The sequence below is a fragment of the Arthrobacter sp. 10N43 genome, assembly GCF_056394525.1.
On the sequence record NZ_JBFTIA010000004.1, the window covers coordinates 384752 to 400292 of the forward strand.

The 15541-nt window shown below is 68.2% G+C and carries 14 protein-coding genes; 6 read left to right on the top strand and 8 right to left on the bottom strand.

Going from position 1 to position 15541, the window contains the following annotated elements; translation table 11 throughout:
* The first annotated feature begins 171 nt into the window (after window positions 1–171).
* The 3 genes from sigE to AC1DDO_RS10040 all read left to right on the top strand — a co-directional run bounded on the left by sigE (window position 172) and on the right by AC1DDO_RS10040 (window position 2540).
* Complete coding sequence (gene sigE, locus AC1DDO_RS10030) at window positions 172–822, top strand: RNA polymerase sigma factor SigE (protein WP_441407349.1); 651 nt, start codon at window positions 172–174, stop codon at window positions 820–822.
* A 119-nt stretch (window positions 823–941) separates the two neighbouring features.
* Entirely contained in the window at window positions 942–2069 is a 1128-nt protein-coding gene (locus AC1DDO_RS10035; protein ID WP_476971798.1) for an anti-sigma factor, read from the top strand.
* Between the two features lie 81 nt (window positions 2070–2150).
* Window positions 2151–2540 carry a twin-arginine translocase TatA/TatE family subunit gene (locus AC1DDO_RS10040; RefSeq protein WP_441407351.1) on the top strand — a complete coding sequence of 130 codons (390 nt, stop codon included), beginning with the start codon at window positions 2151–2153 and terminating at the stop codon, window positions 2538–2540.
* 27 nt (window positions 2541–2567) lie between these two features.
* Here the strand turns inward: AC1DDO_RS10040 and AC1DDO_RS10045 are convergent, their stop codons facing one another.
* Genes AC1DDO_RS10045 through AC1DDO_RS10055 form a run of 3 tightly spaced genes read right to left on the bottom strand, consistent with a single transcriptional unit; the run spans window position 2568 to window position 5789 of the window.
* A complete protein-coding gene (locus AC1DDO_RS10045; protein ID WP_476868639.1) occupies window positions 2568–3695 on the bottom strand; it encodes an Mrp/NBP35 family ATP-binding protein in 1128 nt (375 codons plus the stop codon).
* 11 nt (window positions 3696–3706) lie between these two features.
* Window positions 3707–4513 (bottom strand): DUF1003 domain-containing protein, encoded by an 807-nt coding sequence (locus AC1DDO_RS10050; RefSeq protein WP_476868638.1) that lies wholly within the window; start codon window positions 4511–4513, stop codon window positions 3707–3709.
* Entirely contained in the window at window positions 4506–5789 is a 1284-nt protein-coding gene (locus AC1DDO_RS10055) for a magnesium transporter MgtE N-terminal domain-containing protein (protein WP_441407354.1), read from the bottom strand. Before AC1DDO_RS10055 ends, AC1DDO_RS10050 begins: the two co-directional genes overlap by 8 nt.
* A 77-nt stretch (window positions 5790–5866) precedes the next feature.
* Here AC1DDO_RS10055 and AC1DDO_RS10060 point away from each other — a divergent pair, with 77 nt between their 5' ends.
* On the top strand, window positions 5867–6754 hold the full coding sequence (locus AC1DDO_RS10060; protein ID WP_476868637.1) for a YflT domain-containing protein: 888 nt from the start codon (window positions 5867–5869) through the stop codon (window positions 6752–6754).
* Window positions 6755–6885: 131 nt separating this feature from the next.
* On the opposite strand, the gene AC1DDO_RS10065 is transcribed toward AC1DDO_RS10060, so the two are convergent.
* Complete coding sequence (locus AC1DDO_RS10065; RefSeq protein WP_476868636.1) at window positions 6886–8469, bottom strand: aminopeptidase P family protein; 1584 nt, start codon at window positions 8467–8469, stop codon at window positions 6886–6888.
* 113 nt (window positions 8470–8582) lie between these two features.
* Between AC1DDO_RS10065 and AC1DDO_RS10070 the strand changes: the two genes are divergently transcribed.
* On the top strand, window positions 8583–9428 hold the full coding sequence (locus AC1DDO_RS10070; RefSeq protein WP_441407357.1) for a PHP domain-containing protein: 846 nt from the start codon (window positions 8583–8585) through the stop codon (window positions 9426–9428).
* Window positions 9429–9523: 95 nt separating this feature from the next.
* Here AC1DDO_RS10070 and AC1DDO_RS10075 read toward each other — a convergent pair whose 3' ends face one another.
* The 3 genes from AC1DDO_RS10075 to AC1DDO_RS10085 form a co-directional block, all read right to left on the bottom strand.
* Window positions 9524–10396, bottom strand: coding sequence for a DNA-methyltransferase (locus tag AC1DDO_RS10075; protein ID WP_476868635.1), 873 nt, complete (start codon window positions 10394–10396; stop codon window positions 9524–9526).
* 8 nt (window positions 10397–10404) lie between these two features.
* Window positions 10405–12153 (bottom strand): DEAD/DEAH box helicase, encoded by a 1749-nt coding sequence (locus tag AC1DDO_RS10080; protein ID WP_476868634.1) that lies wholly within the window; start codon window positions 12151–12153, stop codon window positions 10405–10407.
* A 339-nt stretch (window positions 12154–12492) separates the two neighbouring features.
* Window positions 12493–14031 (bottom strand): RNB domain-containing ribonuclease, encoded by a 1539-nt coding sequence (locus tag AC1DDO_RS10085; RefSeq protein WP_476868633.1) that lies wholly within the window; start codon window positions 14029–14031, stop codon window positions 12493–12495.
* Between the two features lie 41 nt (window positions 14032–14072).
* Here AC1DDO_RS10085 and AC1DDO_RS10090 point away from each other — a divergent pair, with 41 nt between their 5' ends.
* Window positions 14073–14744 (top strand): ferritin-like fold-containing protein, encoded by a 672-nt coding sequence (locus tag AC1DDO_RS10090; protein ID WP_476868632.1) that lies wholly within the window; start codon window positions 14073–14075, stop codon window positions 14742–14744.
* Between the two features lie 70 nt (window positions 14745–14814).
* Here the strand turns inward: AC1DDO_RS10090 and AC1DDO_RS10095 are convergent, their stop codons facing one another.
* Window positions 14815–15522: a thiamine phosphate synthase gene (locus AC1DDO_RS10095; RefSeq protein ID WP_476868631.1), complete on the bottom strand. Its 708-nt coding sequence runs from the start codon at window positions 15520–15522 to the stop codon at window positions 14815–14817.
* Between the last annotated feature and the right edge of the window lie 19 nt (window positions 15523–15541).

The following is a 15541-nucleotide window of genomic DNA, read 5'->3' on the forward strand; positions in this document are numbered from 1 at the left end:
CGGCGTTCTGCCTTTGGCGGAAGAGCCGCCCGGATCAGGAAATTCCCAGCTTATTTTGAAATGATGGGTATCCGCTCATCCGCGTGGTGATCGGCGTCGAATGAAGGGTGCAGGAACCTGTGCGAGCAGGCACAATTCAGGCGTAGGTACCATCCACGAGGGGAGTGGACGATGTCGATTCTGGCACCTGTCCCGGCAACTGAGGCAACAGATTCAACCGGCCAGTCACGGACCGCGGCGGAAGCCGAATGGGTCCGGCCGACCTGGGAGGAAGTGGTGACGAACCACTCCGCCAAGGTCTACCGCCTTGCGTACCGGCTGACCGGAAACAAGTACGACGCCGAGGACCTCACCCAGGAGGTCTTCGTCCGCGTGTTCCGTTCGCTGGAGAACTTCAAACCGGGGACGCTGGACGGCTGGCTGCACCGGATCACCACCAACCTGTTCCTGGACCAGGCCCGGCGCAAGAACAGGATCCGCTTTGACGCCCTGGCCGACGACGCCGAGTCGCGGCTTCCGGGCCGGGAGCCCGGACCGGAGCAAAGCTTCGAATTCAACAACCTCGACGTCGACGTTCAGGCCGCGCTCGAGGAACTTCCCCCGGACTTCCGCGCCGCCGTCGTGCTGTGCGACCTCGAGGGACTCTCCTACGACGAAGTTGCCGCCGCACTGGACATCAAACTCGGGACCGTCCGGTCCCGGATCCACCGCGGCCGGACCATGCTGCGCGAAAAGCTCGCGCACCGCGACCCGCGTCCGGCGCAGGCCAAGCAGTCCCTCAAGCCGCGGCTCAAGATGCCGCGCATCGCCGGCCTCCTCTGAACCAGTCGATGGGTCTGCTGAGACGATTACTGGGAGGCTCTGGCTGCAGGTTCTGGGACAAGGCCGGCCGGGGCAGGATCGGCGCTACCCGGAATTGGGCTGCCAGCCGTCATGACCATGTGGCATCGTGTCCCGAATGCCGTGCCCGGCAACAGCGTGAGCGCCAGTATCTGGAAAAGCTCCGCGGCGCCGCCGTGCCCGAGGCCAGCGAGGACCTGACCGCCCGGCTCCTGGCGCGGACCGGGCAGTTGGCCGCGGAGCGGTCGGCCGCGGAAGGTGCGGCAACCAGCCCGGAAGAGGCAACCCCGGAATGGGCCGCAGCCGACGAGCCGGCCGCCGCTCCGAGGTTTGCCGGCGACCGCTCCGCTGCCGCGCCCCCGCACGGCGGACGCCGCCGCGGCCTGCGGCTGCCGGCGCTGGCAGTCGGCGGAGCCGTCGCCGCCCTGGCCCTCGTGGCCGGCACCGGCTACGCCATGGGAGGCGATCCATTGGTCCCTGCCGACGGCGCCGACGCCTCCGCTGCCGCGCACCCGGAGACCGGCGGGCAGGCCGGCAGCGGCGCACCGCTCGGGGCGGGGGACATGTTGGACGCCAGCGGATCGGGCACCGCCGGCGTTCCCGGAACCGAGGCAACCGGTCCCCGTGTCGGGCTCGGCCTGGGCGGTGAGCCCGACTTCACCCCCACCGGAACCCTGAGCGCCGGGGAGCTGGCCGTGTTCCGCTCACAGGGGTGGACCTGCCCGGAGCTTCGCGACCTCGGATTCCACCTCATCTGGGCCCGGGCCGGCGTCATGTCCGGGGATGAGGTCCTGGAGGTTCGCCTCACGGACGGCCAGCACTTCGCAACGGTCCTCGAACAACACGTATCCCCGTCACAGGCGGCCGGCACATCCCCCGGCACGCCTACCGCACCGGCCCGGGCCGAAGATTCACCCATCAACGTGCTGACCGGGCACAGAGCCGACGCGGACGGCTTCGCCCCGGCCAAAGCCGGCACGCCGTCGGCTGCCCGCGTGTCCGGCACCGGCAGGCTGTGGGTCAATCCGACGCCGCCCTACCGGGCCATCTACCAGACGAACGCGGCCACGTACACCTACATTTCGGACCTGCCGGCCGAGCAGGCGGACGACGGCGTGACCGCCCTCACCCGGGTCAGCAGCGGCACTGCGGTGGCAATCTCCCGCGACGGAATTCCGGAGCGGATTGAGCGCGGACTGAGCCGAATCCTGGAGCATCTGGCTCCGTGAGGCAGGACCGGGCAGGACATGGTCGGCATTGGGACTTCGCGAAGTCGTCGCCAGCCCGAACGAGAGGGTAATCTTCCTAAAGTGCTTGGAATCAATGGACCGGAGTTTTTACTTCTGCTGATCATCGGCCTTCTGGTGATTGGTCCCAGCAGGCTGCCCGAATACACCCAGAAACTTGCCAATATCGTCAAGGAAGTGCGCCGGATGGCGTCCGGTGCGCGGGAGCAGATCAAGGAAGAAGTCGGCATCGATATCGATGAAGTCGACTGGAAGAAGTACGATCCACGCCAGTACGATCCCCGCCGGATCATCAAGGAAGCGCTCCTCGAGGACGACTCGAAGCCGGTGAGCTCCGGGGCCCCGGCCGCCGTGTCCACAGCCGCCACAGCGGCTGCGGAGTACCGCCAGGCCCGGGTTGTCGAACGGCTGCCCGAAGGCGAAGCGGCGCCCTTCGACTCAGAGGCGACCTAGGCTTCCCGCCGTTCAGCGGGGCTCCGTTCAGCGGGGCTGCAGACCCAGCGGCATGCCCTTGAGCCCACGCGGAACCGACGCCAGCCTGCCGGCGATTCCGGTCAGGGCCACGGCCGCAGGCGTCTCCGGACGGCCCAGCACCAGCGGCACGCCGGAATCCCCACCCTCACGCAGCAGGACTTCGAGGGGAATCTGGCCCAGCAGGGGCACGTCCCCACCCACAGTGGCCGAGAGACGCTCGGCGAGCACGGCGCCACCGCCGCTGCCGAACAGTTCCATCCTGCCGCCGTCGGGCATCTCAAGGTAAGACATGTTTTCCACGACCCCGGCCACGGTCTGGCCCGTCTGGGTGGCGATCGCACCGGCCCGCTCGGCAACATCCGCGGCGGCCGCCTGCGGGGTGGTCACGACGAGGATCTGCGCCTTGGGCAGCAGCTGGGCGACGGAGATCGCGATGTCGCCGGTGCCCGGCGGCAGGTCCAGGAAGAGGGCGTCGAGGTCGCCGAAGTAGACATCGGTGAGGAACTGCTCCAGTGCCCGGTGCAGCATCGGGCCGCGCCAGGCCACGGGCTGGTTACCGGTGACGAACATGCCGATGGAGATGACCTTGACCCCGTAGGCCACGGGCGGCAGGATCATGTCGTCCACCCGTGTGGGGGCCTGCGTGATGCCCATCAGCCCCGGAACGGAGAAGCCGTACACATCCGCGTCCACGATCCCCACACGGAGCCCCTGCGCAGCCAGGGCGCACGCCAGGTTCACTGTCACCGAGGACTTGCCCACGCCGCCCTTGCCGCTCGCGACGGCGTACACCTTGGTCAGCGAGCCGGGCGCGTTGAACGGGATGCCGCGCTGGCCGCCGGCCCCGCGCAACCTCTCCTTGAGGGCGTCGCGCTGCTCCTGTGTCATGACCCTCAGGTCCACCTCGACGCCGGTGACGCCCGGGACGGCTGACAGCGCCGCCTCGGTGTCGGCGGTGATGGTGCCGCGCAACGGGCAGCCCGCGATGGTCAGGAGCACCACGATCCGCACGTGGCCGCCGTCGGCGATCTCCACGGACTCCACCATGCCGAGTTCGGTAATGGGGCGGCGGAGTTCAGGATCGATCACGGTGGCGAGTGCGCTGTGCACTGCCTTCTCCAGCGGGGTGCTCATGCGGGCGATGCTCAGCTTTCGGGGGTGGTGCGGTGTGCGGGCAGGCGGGCGGGATCGGCTGCGGCCCCTGACGTGTCCGCTGACGGCTCCTTCGGCGGGTTCGCAGATGGGTTCGCCGAGGGGCCCTTCGGCGGGTTTGCGGCGCCGTCCTCCCGTTTTCCGCCGGCCTTGACGCGGGGGATCTGCTGGGTCCGGGGGCCGCGCTTGTCGCGCCGCTCCTTCAGCTTCTCCTTGACCTTTTCCCGCGGGGTCTCGTGGGCGCCGTTGGAGGGATCGTGGGTGCGCAGTTCCTCCTGGGCCTCCAGCATGTCCTCGAGCAGGCTGCGCAGCTCGGTGCGGACGTAGTCGCGGGTGGCGACCTCGCGCAGCGCGATGCGCAGGGACGCAAGTTCCCGGGTCAGGTACTCGGTGTCGGAGAGATTGCGCTCGGCCCGCTGGCGGTCCTGCTGGAGCGAGACCTTGTCCCGGTCGTCCTGGCGGTTCTGGGCCAGCAGCAGCAGGGGCGCGGCGTAGGAGGCCTGCAGGGACAGCATGAGGGTCAGCAGCGTGAAGCCCAGCGCCCGTGAATCGAACTGCCATTCCTCCGGCGCCCACGTGTTCCAGCCCAGCCAGAACAAGCAGAACACCGTCATGTACATCAGGAACGCGGGGGTGCCCATAAACCGGGCGAAGCCCTCCGTGGCGTGGCCAAAGGCGTCCGGGTCCGGACGGAAATTGGGCAGGATCCGCTGCCGGCCGCTCAGCGGCGTGTCGAGCCCGCCTGAGGCCTTGCCGGCCGGACGGGTGCCGGAGCCCCGTGGTGCTGTGGAATCAGCCAATGCGGCCTCCGAGCTTCCTTATCGGGGCGTCGTCCTCGTGGGCGCGCCAGTCGTCCGGCAACAGATGATCAAGCACGTCATCAACAGTCACCGCCCCCACAAGCCGTCCGTCGTCGTTGACCACGGGGAGTGAGTTGAGATTGTAGGTGGCCAGGGCACGGGCCACCTCGCTGATGTGGGCCTGGTCCGAGACCGGTTCCAGGCTCTTGTCCACCAGGTTGCCCAGAGGCTCCGGCGGCGGATAGCGCAGGAGCTGCTGGATATGGACGACGCCGAGGAATCGTCCCGTCGGCGTCTCCAGCGGGGGCCGGGCGACGAAGATCGAGGACGCCAGGGCAGGGGAGAGTTCCTCCCGGCGTACGTGTGCGAGTGCCTCGGCGACGGTTGCTTCCGGGGGCAGGATCACCGGAACCGGCGTCATGAGCCCGCCGGCGGTGTCCTCGTCGTATTCGAGCAGGCGGCGGACGTCTTCGGCGCCTTCGGGTTCCATCAATTGCAGGAGTTCTTCCGCCTGGGCGCTGGGCAGTTCGGCAAGGAGGTCGGCGGCGTCGTCCGGATCCATTTCCTCCAGGACATCGGCGGCGCGGTTGACGTCCAGGGCGGAAAGGATTTCCACCTGGTCGCCCTCGCGCATCTCCTGAAGGACGTCCGCGAGCCGTTCGTCCTGGAGTTCGCTGGCAACCTCGAAGCGGCGCTTGTCGCTCATTTCCTGAAGCGCTTCGGCGAAGTCGGCCGGTTTGAGGTCCTCGTGTGTGGCCACGAACTGGGTGGCGGCCTGCGGCTCGGTCTTGGCGCCTTGCCGGGCGTCGGCCCAGTCGATGATCAGGGTTTCATTGCGGCGCAGCCGGCTCAGCGGCGAGAACGAGTGGCCGCGGCGGACGAAGAGTTTGCTGACGAACCAGTCGCCGGAGCGGTGCCGGTCCATGGCGATGTCCTCGATGGTCGCATCGCCGCTGCCGTCCGCGAGGGTCACCCGGCGGTCGAACATCTCGGCGACCACAAGGGTTTCCGCGCCGCGCTGTTCGAAACGGCGAAGATTGACCAGGCCGGTGCAGATGACCTGGGTCTGGTCGATGGAGGTAATCCGGGTCATTGGCACGAAGACGCGCTTTTTGCCTGGGACTTCGACGACGATGCCCACCACGTGCGGGGCACCCCTGGTCCCGCGGGAGAGCACCACGACATCGCGCAGCCTGCCCAGACGGTCGCCCAATGGGTCGAAAACGTCCAGGCCGAGGAGGCGCGCGACAAACACTCGCGAAAGATTCGTGCTCACTCATACAGGCTACCGAGTCTGCTCTCTTTTAGCTGAATTTCCAGCCGGAGACCAGTCGGATAGGTGAGAATGGGCATATGTCAAACATTTTTGGTGCTCCCAGGGCCGGTGCCCCCGGCTCGGACGAGGCCCGCGCCGTCCCGAGAGGCGACGTCGTCGGTTCGTACAACTCCTACCTGGATGCCCAGAAGGCGGTGGACTACCTGGCAGACCAGCAGTTCCCCGTGCAGATGGTGTCGATCGTGGGCAACGACCTGAAGATGGTGGAGCGGGTGACCGGCAGGCTGACCTATCCCCGGGTGGCCCTGTCCGGCGCCCTCAGCGGCATGTGGTTCGGCCTGTTCGTCGGCGTGATGCTGTCCTTCTTCTCCACGACCCCCGGTTATTTCTCGATTGTGACGTCCGTGCTGATGGGTGCCGCGTTCTTCATGCTCTTTGGCATCGTCACGTATGCCATGCAGCGCGGCAAGCGGGACTTCACGTCTACGAGCCAGGTGGTGGCGACCAACTACGACGTGGTGGTCTCCTTCGAGGCCGCCGGTGAGGCGCGGCGCCTGCTCCACCAGCTCCCTATGACGCCGCATGACGCGTCCGGGGCAACAGCGGGCAGCTACGTCCAGCACGACTACCGGCAGCAGGAACCACAGCAGCCCAGCCCGCAGCAGCCCGGGCAGCAGGGCCACGCGCCGCAGCGCCCCGCGGGCTGGAACGATCCGTACGGCCAGCGGGCGCCCGAGACCGGCAACGATCCGGCCGGACAGTACCAGGGCGGTGCGCCGCAGCAGGCAGGAGCCGCAGGCCAGGCCCCGGCGGCATCCGGCGGTGCGGCGGAGGAGACAGTCCGCCCGGCCGGCAGGGTGTCCGGCGTGAGCTACCCGGACCTCCCGGACGGCCGCCCGCAATACGGGGTCAGGGTCACGGACGGCGACAAGCCCGCGCCGGGCCAGGACGGCCAGCAGCCCTAACTGGCGGCACGCCGTAGCCGCAGAGAAGTAGCCACATAAAAAGTAGCTCCAGAAAAGTAGCCACAGAAAAAGGGAGGGTCCACGCGGACCCTCCCTTTTTCGGCGCTTCTATCGTCTCCGCAGGACGGACGTTACGGCGTCTGGCTGTCGGCTTCCAGGTAGATGCCCGCCATCCAGGACTCGACGTCGTCGGCCTTGCGCGGCAGGGCGGCGCTGAGGTTGACCGGGCCGCCGGCTGTCATGAGGATGTCGTCCTCGATCCGGACGCCGATGCCACGGTATTCCTCGGGGATGCCGATGTCCTCGTTCTTGAAGTACAGGCCCGGTTCGATCGTGAACACCATTCCGGGCGTGAGCACGCCGTCGAGGTAGAGTTCCCGCTTCGCCTGGGCGCAGTCGTGGACGTCGAGGCCGAGGTGGTGGCTGGTGCCGTGCGGCATCCAGCGGCGGTGCTGCTGGCCCTCGGTGCTGACGGCTTCCTCCAGGGAGACGGGCAGGAGGCCCCATTCGGCGAGGCGTTCCGCCAGCACTGTGGTGGCTGCGGTGTGGATGTCCCGGAACTTGGTGCCCGGCTGGGCGGCGGCAAAGCCGGCGTCGGCGGCGTCGAGCACTGCCTCGTAGACCTTGCGCTGGATGTCGGTGAACTTGCCGTTGGCCGGCAGCGTGCGCGTGACGTCGGCCGTGTACAGCGAGTCGGCCTCGACCCCTGCATCCAGGAGCAGCAGTTCGCCGGCGTTGACCTTGCCGGTGTTCCGGGTCCAGTGCAGCACGGTGGCGTTGTTGCCGGACGCGGCGATGGTGTCGTAGCCGAGCTCGTTGCCTTCCTCACGGGCGCGGGCGAAGAACGCCCCTTCCACCACGCGCTCGCCGCGGTGGTGGGTCAGCGCCCGGGGGAGCGCCTTGACGACCTCCGTGAAGCCGGCCACGGTGGCGGCGACGGCGGTCTTCATCTGCTCGATTTCCCACTCGTCCTTGAGCAGGCGCAGTTCCGAGAGGGCCTCGCTGAGCTTTTCGTCCAGGGCGTCCAGCACGCTCAGGTCAAGATTGTCCGGGTCCTTGGCCGTGTTGTAGCGGGCGGTGTCAACCAGGGCGTCGATGTTCTCGTCCACCTTGCGGACCAGCCTGATGGAGATTCCGCCGATCTCGGTCGCGCCGACGTTCTTGGTGATGGCGAGTTCGAGTTCGGCGATGTCCGCCGTGTCCAGGCCGAGCTTGGCCTTGAACTCCTCCAGGGTCGGGCGGGCGCCGATCCAGAACTCCCCGGACCGGGAGTCGGCGTAGAACTGCTCGGTGTCGCGGCCGGCCAGCGGGCGGAAGTACAGGGTGGCGTGGTGGTTGCCGCCGTCGTCGCCCGTACCTTCGGCCACCGGTTCCAGGATCAGGACCGCGTCCGGCTCGTGGTCCAGGCCGAGGCCGGTGAGGTGCGCGAAGGCCGAGTGCGGCCGGAAGCGGTAGTCGCAGTCGTTCGAGCGGACCTTCAGCGGGCCGGCGGGGATGACCAGGCGTTCACCTTTGAACAGGCCTGAGATGGAGCGGCGCCTGGCTGCGGCGTGACCCGCGACGGCGTCCCGTTCGGGGAGCTGCTGCGTGGCCGGCGCCCAGTTGCTGGCCATGAAGGCCTTGAAAGCGTCCGAGCTGGGCCGCTGCGAGCGGTTGTTGACGCGCTCTTCGAGGGGCTGGGAAGCGGAGATTAGGGTGTTATCTGCATCGTTCACCGTCCCATAGTCTCACCAGCGCCGCGGCTTAGGCCAACGGCGCGCCACCGCCGCCGGGCGACCGGGCCGGTGGAGGCCGAGGCTTTGATCCGGCCATCTACTACGCTGGTGAGGTGAGGATTGACTTGCATGCCCACTCCAACGTTTCCGACGGCACCCAGGCACCGGCCGATGTCATTGCGTCCGCCGCCGCTGCCGGGCTCGACGTCGTGGCCCTGACCGATCATGATTCCACCGCCGGGTGGGCCGAGGCCGCCGCCGCGGCCCGGAAAACGGGGGTCGCCCTGGTCCCGGGCATGGAGATCTCGTGCCGGACGGCGGAAGGCATCAGCGTCCACCTGCTCAGCTACCTCCACGACCCCGCGCATCCCGGGCTGCTTGAGGAAATCACCAAGTCCAAGGATGCCCGGCGCACGAGGGCCCAGAAGATGGTCACCCTGCTCTCGGAGGACTACCCGCTGACGTGGGACGACGTGATCCACCACGTCGCGCCGGGCGCCACCCTCGGCCGCCCGCACATCGCCGACGCGCTTGTCGCCGCGGGCGTGGTGGAAGACCGGGCCGAGGCCTTCGGTTCCATCCTGACCGGACGCTCGCGCTACTGGGTGCAGCACTATGCGCCGGAGCCGGCGCTCGCCGTCGCACTGGTCCGCGCAGCCGGGGGCGTGCCGGTGTTCGCCCACCCCGTCGCTTCTGCCCGCGGCCGGATCGTGGGGGAGCAGACCTACCGGGAGATGATCGATGCCGGGCTGGCCGGCCTGGAAATCTACCACCGGGACAATCCCGAGGAGGGCCGGACGTTCCTCCGCCGGATCGCCGAGCAATACGGCCTGCTGGTCACGGGATCCTCCGACTACCACGGCACGGGGAAGCCGAACCTGCTGGGCGAAAACCTGACCAGCCCGGAAGTCTTTGCCCGCATCGAGGACATGGGGACCGGCTCGTCCGTGGTGCGCTGAGGCTGCCCCGAACCCAGTTGCGCTATCACTTAGCGTCCCTCAGGGGCCGGAATAGCCCCGAATGGCAGCCACAAGTGATAGCGCAACCGGCGGTGTCAGGGCGTCGGGAACGACGTGAACTGCGCTTTCGCGGCGAGGCGCTTGGCCATGACATCGACGGCGGCCAGGTTCTGGTCCACGCACACGAACCTGCGGTCGAGTTTCGCGGCCACCGCTCCGAGCGTGCCGGAGCCGGCGAAGAAGTCCAGGCACCAGTCGCCCGGCCGGCTCGAAGCCGCAACCACGCGGCGGATGAGCCCCTCCGGCTTTTGCGTGGGATACCCGGTTTTCTCCTTGCCGGTCGGCGAAACAATGGTGTGCCACCAGACGTCGGTGGGAAGCTTGCCGAGCTCGCGTTTGGCGGGCGTGACGAGCCCGGGCGCCATGTACGGCTCACGGTCCACCTCGGCGCTGTCGAAGTGGTACTTCGCCGGGTTCTTGACGTAGACAAGGATGTTGTCGTGCTTGGTGGGCCAGCGGTACTTGGCCCGGGCACCGTAGTCGTACGCCCAGATGATCTCGTTCAGGAAGGATTCCCGGCCGAAGATGGCGTCCAGCATGACCTTCGCGTAGTGCACCTCGCGGTAGTCCAGGTGCAGGTACAGGGTGCCGTCGTCGGCCAGGAGCCGCCAGGCCTCCACGAGCCGGGGCTCGAGGAAGGACCAGTAGTCGCTGAAGGCGTCGTCGTAGCTGTGCAGGGCGCCCTTGATCGTGTCATAGGATCGGCCCTTGAATCCGACGCGGTCGCCCTCGCCGCCGGCATTGAGCACCATCTTGGTTTCCTGGCGCTTCTGGACCCGCCCGGTGTTGAAGGGCGGATCCACGTAGATCAGTGTGAAGGCGCCGTCCGGCAGCGTGGGGAGGTATTCCGCGTTGTCCGCGTGAACCACCAGGTTGCTGCCGTCCGGCGCCCAGACGGTGTCAGTCATGGAGGGGATTAGGCCTCGGCGCCGCTCGGCTGTGCGTCGCCGCCTGCAACAACCTCGCCGTTGCGCCGACGGGTGCGGGTCCGGCGGCGGGCACGGGTTGCACGGTCCACCTCGGTGGGAGCGCTGGCCGAAGCGGCCCGCGCAGACGCGGCCGACGCGGGGGCCTGGGCCGAAGCCTCAGCCGGGGCGGCGGAAGCGGAGTCCGTGGCGGCCGGACGGCGACGGCGCGAAGCCGGGCGTCCGCCGTTTTCGCCGGCCGGGGCGCCGCCGCTGCGGCGGTTCTCGCGGCTGCCTTCACGGGAGTCGCGGCTGCCGGAGCGTGCGCCGTCGCGGGAGGAGCGTCCGCTGTCCTTTGTGCTGGGGCGTGAGTTCTTCTTGCCGGTCTCGCCAAGGTCCTCGAGGACCTCCGCGTCGACGCCGGCCAGCACACGCTTGTCGCGGGGCAGCCGGCCCTTGGTGCCCTCGGGGATGTCGAGTTCCTCGAAGAGGTGGGGTGAGGACGAGTACGTCTCCACGGGCTCGGGGTAGCTCAGGCCCAGGGCCTTGTTGATGAGCCCCCAGCGCGGCATGTCGTCCCAGTCGACAAAGGTCACGGCCGTGCCCTTGTTGCCGGCGCGGCCCGTGCGGCCCACGCGGTGCAGGTAGATCTTTTCGTCTTCGACGCACTGGTAGTTGATCACGTGGGTGACGTCGTCGACGTCGATGCCGCGGGCGGCGACGTCGGTGGCCACGAGGACGTCCACCTTGTTGTTGCGGAAGGCACGCAGTGCCTGTTCGCGGGCGCCCTGGCCGAGGTCGCCGTGGATGGCGGCCGCAGCGAAGCCGCGGTCCACGAGTTCCTCGGCCACCTTCGCGGCGGTGCGCTTGGTCTTGGTGAAGATGATGGTGCGGCCACGGCCGCGGGCCTGCAGGATTCGGGCTACGACCTCGACCTTGTCCATGCTGTGCGCACGGTAGATCAACTGGCGGATGTCGCGCTTGGTCAGGCCTTCGTCGTCCGGGTCCGCGGCGCGGATGTGGGTCGGCTGGGTCATGTAGCGGCGGGCCATGGCGATGACCGGGCCGGGCATGGTGGCGGAGAACAGGAGCGTCTGGCGGACGGCGGGCGTGCCGGCGATCAGGGTTTCCACGTCCGGCAGGAAGCCGAGGTCCAGCATTTCGTCGGCCTCGTCGAGGATGACGATCTTGACGTTCTTCAGGCTCAGGTGCTTCTGCTTGTACAGGTCGATCAGGCGGCCGGGGGTGCCGACAACGATTTCGACGCCGTTCTGCAGCGACTCGACCTGCGGCTCGTAGGCGCGGCCGCCGTAGATCGTGGCGATGCGGGCGTTGCGCTTCTTGGCGGCGTTCTCGAGGTCCTTGGCCACCTGGACGGCGAGCTCGCGGGTGGGCACGATCACCAGGGCCTGCGGGGCGCCGGGAACGGCCAGTTTGTCGAAGCCGGCGTCGTCACGGCCCACGACGCGCTGCAGCGCCGGGATGCCGAAGCCGAGGGTTTTACCCGTACCGGTCTTGGCCTGGCCGATGATGTCGTGCCCGGCCAGTGCGACCGGAAGCGTCATGGCCTGGATGGGGAAGGGGTGGGTAATGCCGGCGTCGGCCAGCGATTCCACGATGTCCGCACGGACGTTGAAGTCGGCGAAGGTCTTTTCGGCAATCTCGTGCGGCTTTTCGTCCGAGATGATGGTTTCTTCGGGCTCGATGGTCTCCGTGCCGGAATCATCGATCAGAAGCTGGTGCGTGTGCAATTCACTCACAGGGGAGTTTCCTTATTCATTTTGGGCTGCGCTGCTTGCTCAACGGGGCCGGCCATTGGCCGTTCCGGAGCACGCTCGGGCGCGCAAGCAAATCCAGTGGAAGCCGATCGCGGGCTATCTAAATGCTGGCACTGGGGACCAGCGGGTGGATCTCAAGATCGCGTAGGGGCGGGCTTGTTGAATTCAAAAATCATGGAAATCAACGACCGGGCATCCATTTCTACCTCTCCAGTCTAGCTGTACCACGGGCGGATCCTCGACTGGACCCATGAACGGACCCGTGGACTGACCACGGGAGCCCGCCCGGCACGGGACGGTCAGGGCGCAGGCAGTGGACCGTCAGCCCACGAGCTCCAGCTGGATTTCGCGGGTGGCGATGTCCGAGGACACCACCCGGACCCGGACTTGAGTGCCCGGTTCAAGGTCGCCGGGGCAGCGTGCGGTCACGGCAGGTTCGGCGATCTGGACCATCCCGGACGGGCCGTTGCCGTTTCCGTTGGACTTGCCCCCGTTCCCGTTGCCGTTCGCCTTGCCGGCCGTGCCGCCGTTCCCATTGCCGTTCCCGTCGCCGCCGGTGGTGCTCTTCGCCGGCTTCGAACCGGAGATGACCACGGCGTCGAATTCCTGGCCGATGTGGTTGACCAGCAGGGCAGCCTCCACGGTGTCCAATGCCAGCCGCTCCAGCTTTGCGGCGAGCTGGTCCGAGGTGCCCATGATCGCCGGAAGGGACGGCAGGGCCGCCCGGGCCCAGTCCGGAACCTCGGTGCCGCTGCTCAGGGCTTCACAGATCACCAGCACGAAGCGGTCCACCAGCCGCCGCAAAGGCGCCGTGGAATGGGCGTAGGCGGCGCCGATGGCTGACTGTACGGCGGCTTGGGGTACCGTCCCGTCGAAGTGCGTGTACCCGGCGCCACGGAAAAGCATGCCGGCCGAATGCACAATGGCCAGCTGCCGGGGGTCGGTGGGGTCCAGGGTCCGCAGGTACTCGCCGTAGCCCATTTCTCCGTCCCAGGGCTTGCCAAGGGCGTGGGTCTGGCGGTGGAAATGCCGCAGCGACGCCTCGTCCGGGGCGGGCATGGTCCGCAGGATGCCGACCTTGCCCTGGAGCATGAGCGCGGCGGCCGCCATTCCGGTCATGAGGGAAATCTGGGCGTTCCAGTCCTCCACCGGCAGCGGCGGGGCCGCCACGATCCGGTAGCCGCCGTCGGGCAGTTGCTGGATTTCCTGTTCGGGCATGTTCAGGCTTGCCCCGCCGCGCAGGCGTTCGAGTTCCACCCGCTTGATGCCTACCTCTTTGAGCAGCTGCAGCACGGGCGTGGCCGTGCCGGCGTCGAGGTCGGCCTGGACGGCCTTGTAGCTGAGTTTTGCGCGGCTGCGGACCCGGGCCCGGCGCACAAGGACCGATGTCACCTCTGCCGCGGCGTCGAGCCCGAACTCCCAGACGAACGCGGAGCACAGCTGACCTGCGAGCAGGCTGCCGGCGGCCTCGCTGATGATCTCCGGATGCAGCGGAATCCTTCCGTCGGGGGTGTAGAAGGTCTGCCCGCGGCGCCGGGTCTCGGCGTCGAGCGCCCCGCCCGGGGCGACAAACGACGGGACGTCGGCGATGGCGTAAAACACCTTGTAGCCCTCGTCATCCCGTTCGATGAACAGGGCCTGGTCGAGGTCGGTGGACGATGCCGGGTCGATGGTCACGAACTCGACATGCGTGAGGTCCAGGTCCGGGAGCTTGTGCTCGGCCACGGCCGCCGCGGCGTCGCGCAGCACGTCCTCGGGGAACGGGCCGGGCAGTTCCAGCGTGGTGCGCAACGCCTTGAGGGCCCCGGCCAGCTGGTTCTGCTGCTCGTGGACACTGGGGGTCAGGCGATGATGGGACACGAAAATCAGGGTAGCCCGATTTCCGCCATTAGTCTTGGATCATGAGCGCAACTCCGGAGGATCCTGCCCTCTACAACAGCTTCCTGGCGGATCTGCTGGGAGTGATGGCGTACGGCGAGCTTTCCGCCTTCGAACGGCTCTCTTCCAGTGCCGGATATTCGCCCACGCTGCGTGACCGTGCCGTGCTGGGCAGGATGGCGGTGGCCGAGTTCCAGCACTACGAACTCATCCGGGCCCGGCTCGAGGATATGGGCCTGGACACGGAGGCTGCCATGCTGCCGTTCCAGCCCTCGGTGGACTTCTTCCATGAGCGCACACGCCCGGCGGACTGGTACGAAGCGCTCATGAAGGCCTACGTGATCGACACTGTCTCCGCGGACTTTTACAGCGCCGTCGGCGTGTACGTCGACGCCGGGACCCGGGAGCTGATCGCACAGGTCCGCTCCACCGGCGAGTCCACGGGTGTGCTGCAGGAGCGACTCAAGGCGGCCCTGGCCGATGACCCCCGGCTGGCGTCACGCCTGGCGCTGTGGGCCCGGCGCCTGCTGGGCGAGGTCCTGACCCATGCCCAGCGGGTGAGCCTTGAGCACGCATTCCTGGGCGGGCTGTCGGGACTGGACGACGCGGACGCCAGGGCGCTGGTGGTGGGCCTGACGGCCGAGCTCGCAGCGAACCACGCGCGAAGGATGGCGGGACTGGGGCTCCCCGGCTAGGTTCACTGCCCGGGACGGCCCGGTTCATGGCGGGGAACCTGCTCAGGAGTCAGCGTTCAGGAATCAGCGTTCAGGAGTCAGTGGCGTCCAGCGCCGCCAGCAGTGCACCGGCCGCGTGGGCCGGATCGTCGGCGTCGGTGATGGCCCGGACCACCACGATCCGCCGGGCGCCGGCGTCGACTACCTGCTCCACGTTGCCGAGGTCGATCCCGCCGATGGCAAACCACGGCAGCAGGCTTTCCGTCGGGCCGTCGGGGTTTCCGGCACCCTCGGCGTTCGCCTGGCCGGTCGCCTGGGCGGCGTAACGCACCAGGTCGAGGCCGACGGCGGCGCGTCCCGGCTTGGTGGGAGTCGCCCATACTGGCCCCACACAGAAGTAGTCCAGTCCCTTGCGGCCGGGAGAAGCAGCCACGGCTGCGTCCACCTGTTCAGGGGTGTGGGTGGACAGGCCGATCACGGCGTCTTTGCCCAGGAAGCCGCGGGCTGCGTCCAGCGAAATGTCCTTCTGGCCGATATGGAACACCGGGGCCCCGGACAGGGAGGCGATGTCCGCCCGGTCGTTGACGGCCCACAGCCGTCCGTGGCGCTGCGCCGCGGCGTGCAGGACTTCGAGGAGTTCCAGTTCCTCGGCCGCCTCGAGCGACTTGTCGCGCAGCTGGATGATGTCCACTCCGCCGGCGAAGGCGGCGTCCACGAAGTCCTCGAAGTCGCCGCGGTCCCTGCGGGCGTCGGTGCACAAGTAGAGGCGGGCGGTGGTGTGGAGGTGGTCCTGGCTCATGGGACCAGCCTAGTTCCTC

Excerpts from the sequence above, each read along its gene's own strand:
- sigE (WP_441407349.1), top strand. The coding sequence starts at position 172 with ATGTCGATTCTGGCACCTGTCCCGGCAACTGAGGCAACAGATTCAACC.
- AC1DDO_RS10045 (WP_476868639.1), bottom strand. The coding sequence starts at position 3,695 with ATGAGCACCCCGCTGGAGAAGGCAGTGCACAGCGCACTCGCCACCGTG.
- AC1DDO_RS10060 (WP_476868637.1), top strand. The coding sequence starts at position 5,867 with ATGTCAAACATTTTTGGTGCTCCCAGGGCCGGTGCCCCCGGCTCGGAC.
- AC1DDO_RS10075 (WP_476868635.1), bottom strand. The coding sequence starts at position 10,396 with ATGACTGACACCGTCTGGGCGCCGGACGGCAGCAACCTGGTGGTTCAC.
- AC1DDO_RS10090 (WP_476868632.1), top strand. The coding sequence starts at position 14,073 with ATGAGCGCAACTCCGGAGGATCCTGCCCTCTACAACAGCTTCCTGGCG.
- AC1DDO_RS10095 (WP_476868631.1), bottom strand. The coding sequence starts at position 15,522 with ATGAGCCAGGACCACCTCCACACCACCGCCCGCCTCTACTTGTGCACC.